Annotated in this window: 12 protein-coding genes and 1 other annotated feature; of the genes, 10 read left to right on the top strand and 2 right to left on the bottom strand. The window is 47.8% G+C overall.

Annotation, left to right across the window (positions count from 1 at the left end):
• Positions 1-3: 3 nt before the first annotated feature.
• The 10 genes from BS614_RS22780 (at position 4) to BS614_RS32415 (ending at position 14,120) form a co-directional block, all read left to right on the top strand.
• Positions 4-630 (top strand): nucleoside recognition domain-containing protein, encoded by a 627-nt coding sequence (locus BS614_RS22780; RefSeq protein ID WP_017687657.1) that lies wholly within the window; start codon positions 4-6, stop codon positions 628-630.
• A 6-nt stretch (positions 631-636) separates the two neighbouring features.
• Positions 637-1,170 (top strand): spore maturation protein, encoded by a 534-nt coding sequence (locus BS614_RS22775; protein ID WP_017687658.1) that lies wholly within the window; start codon positions 637-639, stop codon positions 1,168-1,170.
• A 63-nt stretch (positions 1,171-1,233) separates the two neighbouring features.
• Complete coding sequence (locus BS614_RS22770) at positions 1,234-2,052, top strand: S1 family peptidase (RefSeq protein WP_074095664.1); 819 nt, start codon at positions 1,234-1,236, stop codon at positions 2,050-2,052.
• A gap of 196 nt (positions 2,053-2,248) precedes the next feature.
• On the top strand, positions 2,249-2,998 hold the full coding sequence (locus tag BS614_RS22765) for a pseudouridine synthase (protein ID WP_062835222.1): 750 nt from the start codon (positions 2,249-2,251) through the stop codon (positions 2,996-2,998).
• A 134-nt stretch (positions 2,999-3,132) separates the two neighbouring features.
• Positions 3,133-3,660: a redoxin family protein gene (locus BS614_RS22760; RefSeq protein ID WP_036607739.1), complete on the top strand. Its 528-nt coding sequence runs from the start codon at positions 3,133-3,135 to the stop codon at positions 3,658-3,660.
• Positions 3,661-3,674: 14 nt separating this feature from the next.
• A complete protein-coding gene (gene resB, locus BS614_RS22755; RefSeq protein ID WP_074095663.1) occupies positions 3,675-5,348 on the top strand; it encodes a cytochrome c biogenesis protein ResB in 1,674 nt (557 codons plus the stop codon).
• Entirely contained in the window at positions 5,345-6,607 is a 1,263-nt protein-coding gene (gene ccsA, locus BS614_RS22750) for a cytochrome c biogenesis protein CcsA (protein WP_074095662.1), read from the top strand. The genes resB and ccsA overlap by 4 nt, the downstream gene beginning before the upstream one ends.
• A gap of 139 nt (positions 6,608-6,746) precedes the next feature.
• On the top strand, positions 6,747-7,463 hold the full coding sequence (locus BS614_RS22745; protein WP_036607918.1) for a response regulator transcription factor: 717 nt from the start codon (positions 6,747-6,749) through the stop codon (positions 7,461-7,463).
• Positions 7,432-8,916 carry an ATP-binding protein gene (locus tag BS614_RS22740; protein ID WP_280523078.1) on the top strand — a complete coding sequence of 495 codons (1,485 nt, stop codon included), beginning with the start codon at positions 7,432-7,434 and terminating at the stop codon, positions 8,914-8,916. The genes BS614_RS22745 and BS614_RS22740 overlap by 32 nt, the downstream gene beginning before the upstream one ends.
• Positions 8,917-9,110: 194 nt before the next feature.
• The gene (locus BS614_RS32415) at positions 9,111-14,120 is read left to right on the top strand and encodes a BclA C-terminal domain-containing protein (RefSeq protein ID WP_084174693.1); all 5,010 of its coding nucleotides are present in this window, start codon (positions 9,111-9,113) and stop codon (positions 14,118-14,120) included.
• A gap of 196 nt (positions 14,121-14,316) precedes the next feature.
• Here BS614_RS32415 and BS614_RS22730 read toward each other — a convergent pair.
• Positions 14,317-15,467 (bottom strand): IS3 family transposase gene (locus BS614_RS22730; RefSeq protein WP_157116181.1). Its coding sequence is split into 2 segments (ribosomal slippage): positions 14,317-15,206 and positions 15,206-15,467, totalling 1,152 coding nucleotides; the frame shifts between segments, so codons are not numbered across the junction.
• 131 nt (positions 15,468-15,598) lie between these two features.
• On the bottom strand, positions 15,599-17,194 hold the full coding sequence (gene serA / locus BS614_RS22720) for a phosphoglycerate dehydrogenase (protein ID WP_047843574.1): 1,596 nt from the start codon (positions 17,192-17,194) through the stop codon (positions 15,599-15,601).
• Between the two features lie 199 nt (positions 17,195-17,393).
• Positions 17,394-17,624 (bottom strand) — a binding site (T-box leader).
• Between the last annotated feature and the right edge of the window lie 195 nt (positions 17,625-17,819).

The following is a 17,819-nucleotide window of genomic DNA, read 5'->3' as shown; positions in this document are numbered from 1 at the left end:
TCCATGATTAATCTAATTTGGCTGCTCATGATTTTAATCGGATTTGCTTTTGCAGCCGTTAACGGCAATATCGAAGTGGTCACGCAAGCCGCTTTTGATGGGGCGGCAACGGGAGTCACGGTCTGTTTTGGACTGATTAGTGTGCTTGTGTTCTGGATGGGTATGATGAAAATGGCTGAGGATGCCGGTCTCCTGGCCCGGATTGCCAAGCTGCTCGGACCGGTTGTGGGTTTCCTGTTCCCCGATGTGCCCAAAAATCATCCGGCGATGGGTTATATTCTCTCCAATATGAGTGCGAATCTGCTGGGGCTAGGAAATGCGGCTACTCCGATGGGAATCAAAGCCATGCAACAACTGCAGGAGCTTAATCCGGACAAACAAACCGCTTCTCCTGCGATGTGCACCTTACTGGCTCTGAATACGGCTAGTATTACCATTATTCCGACAACGCTGATCGCCATCCGCTTAAACTATCATTCCGCCAATGCAACAGAGATTGTGGGAACAACATTGATGGCTACCATTATCGCTACACTTGCTGCTATAATCGCCGATCGCTGGTATCGGAACAGGGCTTTACACAAACCGCCGCGCATTCCGAAAAGTGGCAATCCCGGCATGAAAGGATGAGCACCTTTGTTAACCTTCATCAACTGGATCTCCGTCTGGGCCATCCCGGTTATTATCGCGTTTGTTCCATTATATGCGTTTACCAAAAAGGTCCCGGTTTACGAATCCTTTGTTGATGGGGCCAAGGATGGTTTCTCTACTGCAATCAGTATTATTCCGCATCTCGTGGGCATGATGGTCGCAATCAGCGTATTTCGTGCCTCGGGTGCACTGGATTTTGTGATTAGCCTGTTCGCTCCGCTGGTGTCCTGGATGGGTGTTCCAGGCGAAGTGTTGCCACTCGGAATACTGCGTCCTTTAACGGGGACAGGCTCTCTGGCGTTTACAACCGATCTGATCAAAACCCATGGCCCTGACTCCATGATCGGACGTATGGCATCTACGATTCAGGGGAGTACAGACACTACGTTATATGTGCTGACTGTTTATTTTGGGGCTGTAGGTATACGAAACGGTCGATATGCACTCAAAGTAGGGTTGTTTTCCGATGTCGTTGGTTTTATTGCTGCCCTTGCCATTTGTTTGCTCGTTTTTGGTTAAAAGATATCTCCTTTCCTTCCGATATATTAGATATGCTAGAATAATAGCGGAGGAGAGTGAGACATGCAGAAGAGTTGGAAACGAATGCTCCGTGTCGGAATGTCAGGTGTGCTTGCCATTGCCATGCTTGCAGGGTCAACGGGGCTGGCGGCGGCTCAAGCCGTTCAGACGATACATTTTACAGGTTACTTCGACAAGCAGCTGCGTGCACAAATGGCAGTCACAGCGGATTCTTTTCCAGTCGTGAATGTACGTTTGGTCAAGCAGGATGAACCCGATATGGTATATTATGATGTTGGTACCTCGATACTGATCTCAAAGGATGAAGTACTCACGAATTACCATGTCGTTCAGAGTTTTGCTGAATTGTCTGAGGGTGATGAAGGTACACTGACTGTTGCGAGCCCGGGTTCCTTAGGTAAGCCTGTAAAGGCAAAGATTATTAAGACAGATCCGGTGACAGACATGGCGCTACTGAAGCTGGACAAGGAACTAGACGCCCAACCGGTCACATTTGCAAATGCAAGGTATAACCAGGTTGTCTATACGATTGGATTCCCCAAAAATCCTGCTGGTGATCTTGTCATCCTGGATGAAGATTTTCCTTCAACCTACAATACGATAGCCAAAAGCAGAGTATTCAGTTCCCAAGCTTCGGACGTTCCAGGTAAAAAGGGAATCGGCAGTATTGTGAAATCCATGGCCCAAGGTAATTCAGGTGGCCCTGTTCTGGATCAGAACAACCGGGTAATTGGTATGATGACATTTGTGTACGGTGGACGTACCTATTATATTACTTCTAAAACATTGCAGACTTTCATTAAAGAGAGTACCACACCTGCCAAAAAACAGGTTGCAGTTGCCGGCAAAGTTTCCAATTAAATGATTTGAGAAAAAGGCTTATCTTTACGCCATCTGTGTTCAACAGGTCGTGTAAAGGCAGGCTTTTTTTGCGTCAATCTCAAAAGGGAAGGTAGCCTAAAATGCATATTCGTGTCGCCAGTTTACAAAATCCTTGGATTATCCTTGTGATTTCCTTGCGTGATGGGTATCATTAGTGTGAGGTGACATGACAAACATGGAAAGATTACAAAAAATTATCGCACAGGCAGGCATTGCATCCCGCCGCAAGAGCGAGGAACTAATCCTGTCCGGCAAAGTAGAAGTTAACGGGGAGGTCGTAACCGAACTGGGTACAAAAGCGAACCCCGAAGAGGATATGATTACGGTTAATGGAAAACCGATCCGCAGTGAGAAAAAAGTGTACTTGATGTTGAACAAGCCAAAAGGTGTAATCACAAGTGCATCTGACCCGGAAGGTCGGAAAATTGTATCCGACTACCTGAAAGGTGTCAAGGAACGCGTATATCCTGTGGGTCGTCTGGATTATGACACAGAGGGCTTATTGATCCTTACCAATGATGGAGAGTTTGCACATTTGCTGACGCATCCGAAGCATCACGTACCCAAAACGTATCATGCAACGGTTAAAGGTGTGCCGCATGGTACAGCTCTGGAGAAATTAAAGACAGGCATTATGCTGGATGACGGCATGACTGCTCCTGCAGAGGTAGAGTACAAAGATGTGGATACAGCCGCTAATGAGTCGGTCATTTCCATTACGATCTATGAAGGACGTAACCGTCAGGTTAGACGCATGTTCGAGGCGATCAACCATCCGGTAACCCGTCTGAAACGGATTTCGTTTGGTGGTATTTTGCTACAAAACCTGAAACGTGGTCTGACACGTAATCTGACCAAAGAGGAAGTCAACAACCTGATTACCCTCGCACAATCAGAACCAGCCAAAAAAATGAAAAAAAGGTAATGTGAGGACACACAATTTTCATAAAACCGCCGCAGTTTTGTGACGAAATTCGCTATAATTGTTCATAGGATGTTCACAGTTGTCTTAGACCAATAAGATGCGAATGCTACAGTCACATAAAAGGGGAGCAGCACATGGGGAAATCAAGAAGAACGGTGCAAATCGTCATTTTGTTATTGATCCTGGTGTTGGGCGGATATGCGATTACCACATCGGTATCCGGCTCGAATGGCAAGCCAAAGGAAGGGGACAAATCTCCTTCTTTTGAACTGCTGGGCCTGGATGGTCAAGTTCATACGTCTGATGAGTACAAAGGAAAAGCGATGGTGATCAATTTCTGGGGCACATGGTGTGAACCTTGTGTTAAAGAAATGCCTGCACTTCAGGCGCAAGCTGACAAATGGAAGGACCAGGGAGTACAATTTGTCGGGATTAATGTTGGAGAAGACCAGATGACCGTGGATAATTTTGTACGGCAGGTTGGCGTTACGTTTCCAATCATGCTTGACCGGGACAAAAACTCGGTTCGTGATTTTGGGATCTCTCCCATGCCAACGACATTTTTTGTATCCGACACGGGCAAAATCTCTACCATTCATATCGGGCAACTTGATTTGGACACACTTGACGCTCAAATTTCGCAACTGGCGAAGCAGCCCTGACAGGAGGTCTATTCGTGTTCCAAAATACCAAATGTGAGTGCGGACACCAGAATCCGGTAGGCACTGTACTATGTGAAGCATGTGGGAAACCGCTGCTGGAGTCTGAAGCTAAATCGGATGAAGTGCTGGAAATGCGTTATGATGGCATGGCGCGCCGTTCACAGCGTAGTAATCCTAATATCATTGACCGCATATGGAACTTTTTTTCTTCCGTTAAAATTGCCGTCTATATGATTGTTTTTACGCTTGTAGGTTCTATGCTTGGCACGATCTATCCGCAAGAAAGTACATTTCTGAATATCGATCCCTCCGTGTACTACAAAGAAACATACGGTCAGTTGGGTCATATCTATTATCTGTTGGGTTTATCCCATACATATGAATCCTGGTGGTTTATTCTACTGCTGGTGCTGATTGGGGCATCATTGGTGATATGCAGTCTGGATCGCGTCCTACCGCTCTACAAAGCACTGAATAAACAGAGAATACGTAAACATACGCAATTTTTGACAAGACAGCGTCTGGTGTACCAAGGTACCATCGAAGAGGCACCAGAAGACTGGATTAAGAAAGCGGTTACGCCGTTGAAAAAGAAAGGATACCGCGTGCACACCCAGGGGGATGCATTACTCGCAGAGAAACAGCGATTCAGTCGATGGGGCCCATATGTCATCCATATTGGACTCATTATATTTTTGCTGGCGGTACTCGCACGAGGGCTTCCAGGTCTGAATCTGGACGAGCACGTCGCTTTTCCTGAAGGTGAGATCAAAAAGATCCCGAATACATCGATGTATCTGCAAAATGAACAGTTCAATGTTGAATTCTACAGTGAGGAAGAAGTACCTGAGCAATTCCGTAACCTCAATAAAACCGTTCCGAAACTGTTCGAAACAAAAGTTGTTTTGTATGAATGTACAGCAGACTGTTCGGATCTTTCGAAGAAACCTCAGTTAGCTGAGGTGGCCAGACATGATGTACGCGTGAATCATCCATTGAATTATAACGGTCTGAAAGCATATCAGTTTGATTATGATCTAACACCCACCATTCGGTCCGTAACGCCTGATCTGGTCAATACAAAGACGGGTGAAGTATATGGGCCAATTAAGATTGATATGGTAGATACCCAAAGAACATTTGAAGCTGGTCCTTATAAGCTCACGGTAAAAGAAAAGTTTATGGACTTTGGATTGGATGAGAATGGTCAGCCCAAATCAAAATCGCCTTCACCTAATGCACCTGCTTTTCTCTTTCTCATCAAGGGACCGGATCTGCCCGAAGAGGGGATACAATATCTGTACTTTGCAAAGCAGATTGACAAACAACGGTTTCAACAAGATGCGATTAACCAACAGTTGATTGGAGCTGAGATTCCTTTACAGCTGGAAGTAGACAGCATGGACAAGGTTGATATTATTCAGTCCGTAAGTTATCTCAATATAAGAGTGGATAAGGCAATGCCTTTTGTGTGGGTAGGAGCCGGTATTGTTATGTTGGGTCTGGTCATGGGTTTTTATTGGCATCATCGCCGCATCTGGATTCGTTTTGATGATAAACAGCTCACCTTGGGTGGACATACCAACAAAAACTGGTTTGGCTTCAGGCGTGAAGTTGCGGCCGTCTTGAAACAGATGAATCTGGAAGTGGAAGAGAAGTCGTTGGATAACGGGGGGAACCAGGCATGAATTTATTGGATTTCAGCAGCGACGCATTTATCGTATCTTTCTTTCTCTATTGTGCTGCATTCTTGTTATATGCTGTCGCAGTCATGGGCAAAAAATGGAGTAATCGTGATCCTCTGGACCATATGAATCGCTGGGGTAAAAGAGCTTTTATCGCTTCGACTGTCGCCTTGGCGGCACATATCGTATTTTTTGTAACCCGATGGGCTGGGGCAGGTCATATCCCGGTTAGTAACATGTATGAGTTCATGTCTTTTCTGTCCATGATGATTATGGTTGCATTTATTGTTGTATATGCCATATACCGCAAGTCATTACTGGGTTTGTTTGCCTTACCACTTACCATTATTATTATGGCGTACGCCGCGGTATTTCCTCAGGAGGTACAACCATTAATCCCTGCACTTCAGTCCATCTGGCTGAAAATTCACGTGACGTTGGCTGCGCTTGGTGAAGCATTCTTCGCCGTGGGTTTTGCCGCAGGGTTCATGTATTTGCTCCGTACCGTTGATTTCAGTGGTAAAGACAAATCTTCAAGACGTCAACGAGGATGGGTTGAATTTACTCTGGTTACGATCGTTGTAGTCATCGGATTCATCGGAACGGTATTTGCCTTTCGTACAGCTGGTTACGAGGCGGTTTTTGTACAGAAAACGGTCAGCATTGACACAGAGGTACAGGAAAATAGTACAATAGAGAAAGTGATTTATCGCATGCCTCCGATTTTTGCACCATATAATAGCGAAGTGGAGAGCATGACACCGTTTCTTGGCATGAAAAAACCTTTACTTGAGACGCCTTCCTGGATGAACGGGGTAAATGCCGGGCGCAAGCTGAATACGGTGGTTTGGTCACTTATTGTAGGTCTGATCCTGTATGGAATTGTACGACTTCTTGTGCGCAGACCACTTGGACAAGCGTTACAGCCAATGATGGATGGAATCGATGCTGATGATCTGGATGAGATAAGTTATCGCGCGATTGCCATTGGTTTTCCGATATTTACGCTGGGAGCATTAATTTTTGCCATGATCTGGGCTCAGATTGCCTGGAGTCGCTTTTGGGGTTGGGACCCCAAAGAGGTGTGGGCATTGATTACATGGCTATATTATAGTGTGTATCTGCATTTGCGTTTATCCAGAGGTTGGCAAGGTCAGAAGTCTGCATGGCTTGCAGTTCTTGGCTTCCTGGTGGTTATGTTTACGCTGGTTGGAGTGAATCTGATCATTGCCGGATTACATTCTTATGCTGGAGCTGACTAGGACAGACTCGTATTGCAAAGGTTGAGTTTAGAAGCGGGAAACACAAATGTACCTTTTTATTGAAGGGTATTCAAATATTGTTCGCCAGATCGAACATAATAGAAGTGATGAGGAGTTATTGCAAAGGGGCTGGAGAGGCATGGCTGAACATGAGAATCGAATACTGGTCGTGGATGACGAAGAGAGAATCCGCAGGCTTTTGAAAATGTATCTTGAAAAAGAAGGTTATGAAATCGATGAAGCTGAGGATGGGGAAACTGCGCTGCGTAAAGCAACAGCAGGGGACTACGGTCTGATTTTGCTTGATGTGATGTTGCCGGGTATGGATGGAGTTGAAGTGTGTACCCGTCTTCGTCAGGTGAAATCAACGCCGGTTTTGATGCTCACTGCAAAAGGTGAAGAGATTAACCGGGTTCAAGGCTTCGAAGTTGGCGCTGATGATTATGTTGTAAAACCATTCAGCCCGCGTGAAGTGATTTATCGTGTCAAAGCGATTTTGCGTCGAGCTTCCGCGACAGCTTATCTCTCCAAGGAGAGCAATTCGAGTAACAACATCGTGTTCCCGCATCTGGTTATTGAGCATGATGCCCACCGGGTAACCGCTGGTGGCGAAGAGATTAGTCTTACACCAAAAGAATATGAATTGCTGCACTACCTGGCAACATCTCCCGACAAAGTTTTCTCCAGAGAAGAATTGCTCAAAGATGTATGGAATTACGAATTCTTTGGCGATCTTCGTACCGTGGATACGCACGTGAAGCGTCTTCGCGAGAAACTTAACAAGGTATCGCCTGAATCGGCGGCCATGATTACGACGGTGTGGGGTGTGGGTTATAAACTGGAAGTACCGAAGTAGTTTTAGTTTCTGGAGATCACTGGTCGGGAAGTTATGGATCACTATTATCTGCCTTGTGGGTTGTGTACTTATAGCGCTGGGTCTCTTTTTGCTGCCCTACATTGATACGAACTTTGCAGAATCCGAATCCAGAGATATTAAGCGGTTGTTCACCTATATCTGTATTATCGGATTCAGTTTAACCACGTTTTTTGCATTGTTTCTATTCACCAAAATAACGCAGCCTATGCAGCAATTGATTCAGGCAGCCAATGCGATTCGCAAAGGGAACTACGGAACACGTCTCTCCCTGGTAACGAGTGATGAGATTGGTGAACTTGCCAACACATTTAATCATATGGCTGCCCAACTGGAAGATAATATTCGAAACCTTAACCATGAGAAGGAACATTTGGCGAGTGTGCTTCGCAGCATGACTGATGCTGTTGTTACATTCGATGGTGAAGGCAAAGTTATTCTGACGAATCCGCCTGGAGAGAAGATCATGCAGGCATGGTATGATCTCGATTGGGCGAAAATGGACGAAGGACAAGAATCCGAGCAGTCTGACAAGACTTCGCGGGATGTACCTGAGCCCCTTCTTCCTTTGTTCAGAATGGTGATGGAGCAAGGCGGGGACCAGAACTCCAATGTTCACGTACAGCAAGGTGTCTGGTCTGTTCAGATGGCACCGTTGTACGCTGACAGTGTTGTCAGAGGGGCTGTGGCTGTTTTAAGAGATGTAACAGAAGAAGTGCGTCTGGAGAAAATGCGGCGTGATTTCGTGGCTAACGTATCTCATGAGATACGAACTCCGCTATCCATGATGCAAGGCTACAGTGAAGCCCTTTTGGACGGTATGGCAACCTCACCGGAAGAGAGCGAAGAACTGATCCAAGTCATTCATGATGAGTCTCTACGGATGGGCAGACTGGTTAAAGACTTGCTTGATCTTGCGCGGATGGAAGCTGGACACACGGACATGGTGATGAAGGAAGTTGACCTCGGAGAACTACTCGAACGTGTATATCGGAAGTTCTCGGTGCGTTCAAAAGAACAGGGAATTCAACTGCACTTTGAGTTCGAACAGCCAACAATTGAACTTCAACAGGCAGATGAGGATCGACTTGAGCAAGTATTTACGAATTTGCTGGATAATGCGTTCAGACATACACCTACTGGCAAAAATGTAATGATCTCAGCAGAGCGGGTCACTTATCTTCGTGCTCCATTTGTCAGAGTTTCTGTGAAGGATCAGGGTGTAGGTATCCCTTCATCTGACTTGCCATTTATTTTCGAACGATTCTACAAAGCTGACAAGGCTCGTGTTCGGGGAGAAAGTGCAGGTACGGGGCTTGGTTTAGCGATTGTGAAAAATATTGTTGATGCGCATCAAGGCATGATTACCGTCAATAGTGTGCTTGGCGAAGGAACAGAGTTTATTTTGCAATTTCCTTTGGATTCATCGAAATAGCCTGAATTTCATACAAAAAGTGCGGAAACACCCTCTTATGGAGGGTGTTTTTTTGTTGAAGACTACCGTTTAATCTTGTTCAACGTGGAACAAGAATGGTCTTTTTTTGACTAAAAAGAGTGTCCAAGATAATTTTCCTTCCTATGTGACATAAGCTTGAAAAGCAAGCAAGATAGAGGAGGATTGAGTTAAGCATGTCCGATGATCGAAAAAGGGTCAATATTAAAGCTTTCCTGGAAGGCAGATCTTTTAGAGCAGGCTCTCCGTTTATTCCAATAACCACAAGCGAACTGGAGCAGTTTGAATCCATACTGCGTTCTTTGGCTGTGGCTATTCCTGCTGCAATCAGTCAGCCGACTTCAGCCAATATACTGTCATTACAGAATGGATTACGCCAGTTACTTACTTTTGTAAATCAATCCGGATTTCGTGCCGGAGTAAAGGCAGAATTACAAGCCGTATTGGAATTAACGATTGCAGGTTCAGAGGTTGTTCCTGTTCCTCTTATTAATCTCGCAGGTAACTTGCAAAACTTACTGGATGACTTGTTAAGTGTGACGCTGCTTCTGGAAGTACCCCCTGCAGAAAAAGATAAACTTGTGGGATTAATTCGATCGATCTCCATATCGCTAAGCCGTGCGACGACAACTCTTGGAACTGGAGGGATTACCGGACCAGCCGGCCCACAGGGAGTGCCAGGAGTCCCGGGGGTACCAGGTGTCCCAGGAGTCCCTGGGGTGAAAGGGGCTACTGGAACACCGGGAGGAATTGGACCAGTAGGACCGGTTGGCCCAGTTGGTCCACAGGGAGCACAGGGTCCGGCAGGAGCACCTGGTGTGGGCTTGAACAATATTACAGCTTTTGACCCTGCGCTTGGGCCGACATATGCTCAAGGTCAAGTAGTGAGCTACGAGGGTAGTCTTTATGTTGCCAATGTAAACGGTCCCTTGGGTACACCCGGAAGTTCTCCAGACTACACTCTTTTGCTGTCGGGTGGAACGACTGGAGCAACGGGAGCAACCGGAGCTGGTTTGACAGGAGCCGTGGCATTTAATCCAGCGCTCGCCCCGGGTTATCCAGCAGGTCAAGTCATTACGTATAACGGTAGTACTTACATTACGAGTGTAGCTGGTCCTCTAGGAACACCAGGATCTTCATCGGATTACACATTAATCGCTGCTGCGGGGGCGACTGGTGCAACTGGAGCCACAGGTGCAGGATTAAGTGGCATCGTGCCATTCGATCCCGCATTAGCCCCAACATATCCAGCTGGACAGATCGTCACGTTTGGTGGCAGTACTTACATTACAAATGTCGCTTCGCCAACGGGTACGCCAGGAAGTTCGCCAGATTATACGTTGTTAGCAGGATCGGGAGTTACAGGTGTGACCGGAGCTACGGGCATCGGTCTCAATGGTGCGGTTCCGTTTGACCCTGCAGTAGCTCCAACATACCCAGCCGGCCAGGTCGTTACCTTTAATGGTAGCACGTATATAACGACTGTGGCTTCTCCTATGGGTACGCCAGGTACTTCGCCAGACTATACATTGCTTTCAGGTGCAGGACCTACAGGAGCCACAGGTGCATCAGGTGTAACGGGAGCAACAGGCGTAGGTTTAAGTGGTATCGTGCCATTCGATCCAGCGGTAGCCCCGACGTATCCAGCCGGTCAAGTCGTAACGTTTAACGGCAGTACGTATATTGCAAATGTGGCATCACCGACCGGAACGCCGGGGACTTCACCGGATTACACATTGCTTGCGGGCGCAGGAGCAACGGGAGTTACAGGAGTAACCGGCATTGGTGGAACGGGAAGTACCGGAGCTACAGGAGCATCGGGCGTAACAGGAGCGACTGGTGTGACCGGTGCAACTGGAGTTGGAGTAACAGGAAGTACCGGATTCACAGGGGCATCAGGTGTAACGGGAGCGACAGGCGTAGGTTTAAGTGGTATCGTGCCATTCGATCCAGCGGTAGCCCCGACGTATCCAGCCGGTCAGGTTGTAACGTTCAACGGCAATACGTATATAGCAAATGTGGCATCGCCAACCGGAACGCCGGGCACATCGCCAGATTACACGTTGCTTGCTGGCGCTGGAGCAACAGGTGTGACGGGTGCAACTGGTGTTGGAGTAACAGGAAGTACCGGAGTCACAGGGGCATCAGGAGTAACGGGAGCGACAGGCGTAGGTTTAAGTGGTATCGTGCCATTCGATCCAGCCGTAGCCCCGACGTATCCAGCCGGCCAGGTTGTAACGTTTAATGGTAGTACGTATATAGCAAATGTGGCATCACCAACGGGAACGCCGGGGAGTTCACCGGATTACACATTGCTTGCGGGCGCAGGAGCAACGGGAGTTACAGGAGCAACCGGCATTGGTGGAACGGGAAGTACCGGAGCTACAGGAGCATCGGGCGTAACAGGAGCGACTGGTGTGACCGGTGCAACTGGAGTTGGAGTAACAGGAAGTACCGGAGTCACAGGGGCATCAGGAGTAACGGGAGCGACAGGCGTAGGTTTAAGTGGTATCGTACCATTTGATCCAGCCGTAGCCCCGACGTATCCAGCCGGTCAGGTTGTAACGTTTAACGGTAGTGCGTATATTGCGAATGTGGCATCACCAACGGGAACGCCGGGGACTTCACCAGATTACACGTTGCTTGCGGGCGCAGGAGCAACGGGTGTGACAGGAGCAACTGGAGTTGGAGTAACAGGAAGTACCGGAGTAACAGGAGCATCAGGAGTAACGGGAGCGACAGGCGTAGGTTTAAGTGGTATCGTACCATTTGATCCAGCCGTAGCCCCGACGTATCCAGCCGGCCAGGTTGTAACGTTTAACGGTAGTACGTATATTGCGAATGTGGCATCACCAACGGGAACGCCGGGGACTTCACCAGATTACACGTTGCTTGCGGGCGCAGGAGCAACGGGTGTGACAGGAGCAACTGGAGTTGGAGTAACAGGGGCATCAGGAGTAACGGGAGCGACAGGCGTAGGTTTAAGTGGTATCGTACCATTTGATCCAGCCGTAGCCCCGACATATCCAGCGGGGCAAGTTGTAACGTTTAACGGTAGTACGTATATTGCAAATGTGGCATCGCCAACGGGAACGCCGGGGACTTCACCGGATTACACATTGCTTGCGGGCGCAGGAGCAACGGGTGTGACGGGTGCAACTGGTGTTGGAGTAACAGGAAGTACCGGAGCATCCGGCGAAACAGGAGCGACAGGTGTAGGTTTAAGTGGTATTGTGCCATTCGATCCAGCTGTAGCCCCGACATATCCAGCGGGTCAGGTTGTAACGTTCAATGGCAGTACGTATATTGCAAATGTGGCATCGCCAACGGGAACGCCGGGGACTTCACCAGATTACACGTTGATCGCTGGAGCAGGAGCGACAGGTGTGACGGGTGCAACTGGAGTTGGAGTAACGGGAAGTACTGGTGAAACAGGAACGACTGGTCTTACAGGGTTAACCGGGGCGACGGGAATTACAGGAGCGACGGGACTAAACGTAACGGGATCAACAGGAGTAACTGGGGGAACCGGGGCAACTGGTGAAACAGGAGCGACCGGTGTTGCAGGGTTGACCGGGGCGACGGGAATTACAGGAGCCACGGGACTAAGCGTAACGGGATCAACAGGAGTAACTGGAGGAACCGGGGCAACTGGTGAAACAGGAGCGACAGGTCTTACAGGGTTAACCGGGGCGACGGGAATTACAGGAGCCACGGGATTAAGCGTAACGGGATCAACCGGAGTAACTGGTGAAACAGGAGCGACCGGTGTTGCAGGGTTGACCGGGGCGACGGGAATTACAGGAGCCACGGGACTAAGCGTAACAGGATCAACAGGAGTAACTGGAGGAACCGGGGCAACTGGTGAAACAGGAGCGACTGGTGTTGCAGGGTTGACTGGGGCGACGGGGATCACAGGAGCCACAGGAGTAAGTGTAACAGGTAGTACTGGTGCTACAGGGGAAACAGGAGCAACAGGCGTAACGGGATTGACTGGCGCAACGGGAGTAAGCATAACCGGAAGTACCGGAGCAACTGGTGTCACGGGGGAGACCGGAGTCACAGGTATAACCGGTGCAACGGGAGTGGGCGTAACGGGAAGTACCGGAGCAACTGGTGTCACGGGTGGAACAGGAGCCACAGGTATAACAGGAGCCACAGGAGTCGGCGTAACAGGAAGTACCGGAGTTTCTGGTGTCACTGGTGAAACCGGAGCAACTGGTGTTACGGGGGAAACCGGAGCGACAGGTATAACGGGAGCAACGGGAATCAGCGTAACGGGGAGCACCGGGGCAACTGGTGTCACGGGGGAGACCGGAGTCACAGGTATAACCGGTGCAACGGGAGTCGGCGTAACGGGAAGTACCGGAGCAACTGGTGTTACGGGGGAAACCGGAGCCACAGGTATAACCGGAGCCACGGGAGTCGGCATAACAGGAAGTAGTGGAGTAACTGGCGTCACTGGGGGAACAGGAGCGACAGGTGTAACTGGAGCCACGGGAGTGGGCGTAACGGGAAGTACTGGAGTAACTGGTGTCACAGGGGAAACCGGAGCAACTGGTGCGACTGGAGGAACAGGAGCCACAGGTATAACCGGAGCCACGGGAGTCGGGGTAACGGGAAGTACCGGGGCAACTGGTGCGACTGGCGTAACGGGAAGTACTGGAGTTACTGGTGCGACGGGGGAAACCGGAGCCACAGGTATAACGGGAGCAACGGGAGTCGGTGTAACCGGAAGTACCGGAAGTACAGGAGTTACCGGAGCAACAGGTGCAACCGGAACAACTGTAACATCTAATTCGGCTTTTGCTGAGAACACTAATGGTACGATTGTTGTAATATTGGGTGGTACACTCGTTCCATTACCGAATAACCAAAATATTGGCACAGGTATAACCGTCAATGGGGCTAATGACACCTTCACACTGACCAACGCAGGTCGCTACTATATCTCATACAAAATAAATCTGACAGCTGCACTTGCTATCCAATCTCGGGTTTTACTTAACGGTGCAGCAATTCCAGCGAGTGTAGTATCTCCAGTACTTTCTCTCAGTCAGCTGCAGTCTGACTTTATGGTTACCGTTACCGCTGGTTCAACAATACAGTTACAATTATTCGGGCTTGTTGGCGCAGCCGTTCTGTCTCCTCCGGGGTCTACACTAAACATTATTCAGTTAAGTTAATAGTTCGATTTCGTATTAGACTATTTCCATTGACCAAAAGAAGCGGAGTTCATATGGGGGTGATGGGCACCCCTTTTCCAATTCCAAAAATATTTTGTTTGCAAACTTCATCACCGATATTTCAGCGAGTACATGAAAAAAGACGGGAACCTGGTCATAGCCCCGTCAAGTAGACAATAAAAAAAGAGAAACTCCATTAAGCGGCGACTTTTTCTCGGAATTCAATTGGGGAGAGGTCGCCGAGTTTGTTTTGGAAACGGTCCTTGTTGTAAAACAACATATACTCTGTAATTTGGTTCCTTGCTTGTTCCAAATTCTGAGGCTTCTCCAAATACAACTTCTCTGTCTTTAAGTGGGAGAAGAACGACTCAATACATGCATTGTCATAGCAGTTCCCACGCCGAGAATGGCTTCCTGTTAGCTTCTTCTCTTCAAGCAATTTGGCATAGCTCTGTGTTGTATACTGGAACCCCTGGTCGGAATGGAGTAAGGCCGGTCCACATTTCAGTTTCTTTACCGTTTCCATCACAAGTTTTAAGTCATTTCGCTCGGAGAGTTCCCAAGCTACAATCTCGTTGTTGTATAGATCCATCACAACCGAGAGATAAGCAAAATCATGCCCGATCCGGACATACGTAATATCCGTCACGAGTTTCTGTACAGGAGCTGCCGCCGTGAATTCCCGATTTAAGACATTACGGAATAGAACTGACGGTTTCCGGCCAGCAAATGGGCGTTTCTTGCGAATCACGGAACGAATCTGGAGTTCTCTCATTAAGCGGCGTACCTTTTTGTGATTCACCACGAGGCCTTCCTTTCCTAACGCGGTTCGCATACGTTTGTAGCCGAAATAAGGACGAAGCCGGTGAATGCCTAAAATATGTGCTTTTAGATCCGCATCCCGATCTGCTCGTTTCTCTCGGAGGACGATATTCTTCTTCCATTTGTAGTAACCTGCACGAGAAATTTCAGCAATTTTACACAACCAAACCACAGGTGCCCACTTACTTATTTCTCGAACGGACTGGCACCGGGCTTCGAAATCCAGCTTCCCTCTCCGTGCAAATTCGGATTGAGCTTTTTTAGATATTCTACCTGCGCTTTCAGATAAGCATTTTCTTCTTCTGCACTGCTAAAATGCTTCTTCGTCCAACGTCCTCGATAATCCTCAAAACTCTCTCCATTTTGGCTTTTCCGTACCCAAGTAATAATCTGGCTCTCACTCTTAATACCAAACTTCTCCATGATCCGACTGTATGTCCAACCTTCTTCCAATCGCAGACGAACAGCCTCTTTCTTCGTTTCTTCACTATATTGATTAAAAGTTTGGCCTTTTTTCGCTGGCATAGCAAAAATCCCCTCCGGTTTTCAGTGTTGAGTTCATTTTAACATGATCTCTTTTTTCACTGTCTACCTTGAGGGGATAATACCAACCACTAGGGTCCCGTCTTTCCTTTTACATATAGAAATATATTTGATTATTCCAGAACAATTTCAACAGCAGTATTGATTTCAGGCAGCGCAGCAAGCTGCACAAGCACATCTTTTGGAACAGCTTTATCTACGGTCAGAATCATGATCGCTGCACCACCAATAATTTTACGTCCAACCTGCATGGATGCGATGTTGACATCGTTTTGTCCAAGCAGGGTTCCTACACGTCCGATAATACCTGGTTTATCGTTGTGGGAGATCAAAATTTGATGACTTTCCGGTGCGATATCTACCGGGAATTTATCCAGACGAACAATACGCTCTCCATAACCTGCAAGCAATGTACCTGCTACACGACGTTCCTCAGCATCCTGAGTTGTAACCAATGTTACGGTAATCAGGTTAGTAAATCCTTTAGTTGTTGAGGTTTGGCTTACAACCACATTCAGATCACGGATTTTGGCCAGATGCATGGAGTTAACGATGTTGGCTTCCCCACCCAAATGTCTGGCGAGAATCCCTTTCACAATGTAACGTGTGAGAGGAGAAGTATCTACTTCAGAAAGTTCACCAGCATAGTCGATCCGAATCTCCTGCACTGCATTTTGTGTAATCTGTGCTGCAAAACTACCCAACGTTTCACCCAGTTTGAAATACGGCTGCAATTTGTTCATCACGGTTGGTGCAACAGCAGGCATGTTAACTGCGTTCTTGAACGGTTCATTGCGCAGAATATGAAGAACTTGTTCCGATACATCGATAGCCACGTTCTCTTGTGCTTCTACTGTGGACGCACCAAGGTGAGGCGTAACGATAATGCTTGGGTGATTCAGGAACGGGTGATCAGCGGCGGGCGGCTCGCTTTCGAATACGTCAAATGCTGCACCAGCCACAATACCTTGATCAATGGCTTCGACAAGTGCCATCTCGTCAACTACACCACCACGAGCACAGTTGATGATACGCATGCCTTTTTTCATCACTTCGAATTGTGGACGTGAAATCATATGCCGTGTTTCCGGTGTTAATGGCGTGTGAACGGTCATGAAGTCCGCATTGCGAATGATATCATCTACACTAGCCAGCTTCACTTGCAGCTTCTCGGCACGCTCCTCCGTGAGGAACGGGTCGTAAGCAAGAATGTCCATTCCAAATGCTTTGGCGCGCTTGGCAACTTCACTACCGATCCGTCCCATACCCAGTACACCGAGCGTTTTATTTCTTAATTCCACACCCAGGAAGGTTTTACGATCCCACGTACCCTGAATTGTCTTAGCGTATGCCTGAGGAATGTGTCGTGCCAATGCCATCATCATGGCAAACGTGTGCTCACAGGTTGTGATGGTATTGCCATCAGGTGCATTAATAACGATGATACCGCGCTGTGTAGCAGCTTCCAGATCAATGTTATCTACACCAACACCTGCACGTCCGATCACCTTAAGGTTGGTACCAGCTGTCATAATACGATCTGTAACACGAGTCTGGCTGCGAACCAAGAGGGCATCATAATCACCAATAATGGCAACAAGTTCATCTTCACTAAGACCGGTTTTCTTCTCAACAACAACATCATTTGCATCCACCAGTTGCTGGATCCCCAGATCACTGATTGGGTCCGACACTAACACTTTGTACATGGTTTCTTCCTCCTTAGGTATGTGTATCTATATCGTCAAGGTCTGACCTCCGCGAAGAGGTATTCCTTAAAACCAGGTTGATTCTTCCGCCCAACAACGCGGTGTCGCAACAGAGGGGGAAGGTGAAGCAAATAGAGTGATCCCACAGATATCCTTTAAAATAAATCAAAAAACTCTCAATCCACATACTGCTTGCGCAATAAGGGACGAGAGTTGTCGTGGTACCACCCTAATTCACCGCCGTTTCGCAACGACAGTCTTAGCGGTCAATGAAGACCGAAGAGGATAACGGGTCTAAACCGATTGCACCTACTCCAATTTCAATGCAATAACTCAGGAGCGCTCAAGACCATTTGCCTGCCACCGATTCACACCTACCATCGGCTCTCTGGAAGACGAAGCAACGTCTTTTTTCCATCATCGTGTTTAACGTGACTAATTTTTTCATAATGTATCATGGCTGACATGAGCATGTCAATAGGCTTAAATGTTTTAAAATGAATTGCAGATGTCTTTCGATTCAGACATAGTCAAAGTCACTATAAGCCATGAAACAGTTACTGCACATACCAGAATGAGATGGAATATGTGCTGTTTGATGAACCGGATTTTACTGCTTTAATGA

The sequence above is a fragment of the Paenibacillus xylanexedens genome (assembly GCF_001908275.1).
Classification (GTDB): Bacteria; Bacillota; Bacilli; order Paenibacillales; family Paenibacillaceae; genus Paenibacillus; species Paenibacillus xylanexedens_A.
This window is presented reverse-complemented; position numbering and strand designations above follow the sequence as displayed.

Coding starts and splice junctions, on each gene's coding strand:
- BS614_RS22760 (WP_036607739.1), top strand. CDS start 3,133: ATGGGGAAATCAAGAAGAACGGTGCAAATCGTCATTTTGTTATTGATC.
- BS614_RS22770 (WP_074095664.1), top strand. CDS start 1,234: ATGCAGAAGAGTTGGAAACGAATGCTCCGTGTCGGAATGTCAGGTGTG.
- BS614_RS22780 (WP_017687657.1), top strand. CDS start 4: ATGATTAATCTAATTTGGCTGCTCATGATTTTAATCGGATTTGCTTTT.
- serA (WP_047843574.1), bottom strand. CDS start 17,194: ATGTACAAAGTGTTAGTGTCGGACCCAATCAGTGATCTGGGGATCCAG.
- ccsA (WP_074095662.1), top strand. CDS start 5,345: ATGAATTTATTGGATTTCAGCAGCGACGCATTTATCGTATCTTTCTTT.
- BS614_RS32415 (WP_084174693.1), top strand. CDS start 9,111: ATGTCCGATGATCGAAAAAGGGTCAATATTAAAGCTTTCCTGGAAGGC.
- BS614_RS22765 (WP_062835222.1), top strand. CDS start 2,249: ATGGAAAGATTACAAAAAATTATCGCACAGGCAGGCATTGCATCCCGC.
- BS614_RS22745 (WP_036607918.1), top strand. CDS start 6,747: ATGGCTGAACATGAGAATCGAATACTGGTCGTGGATGACGAAGAGAGA.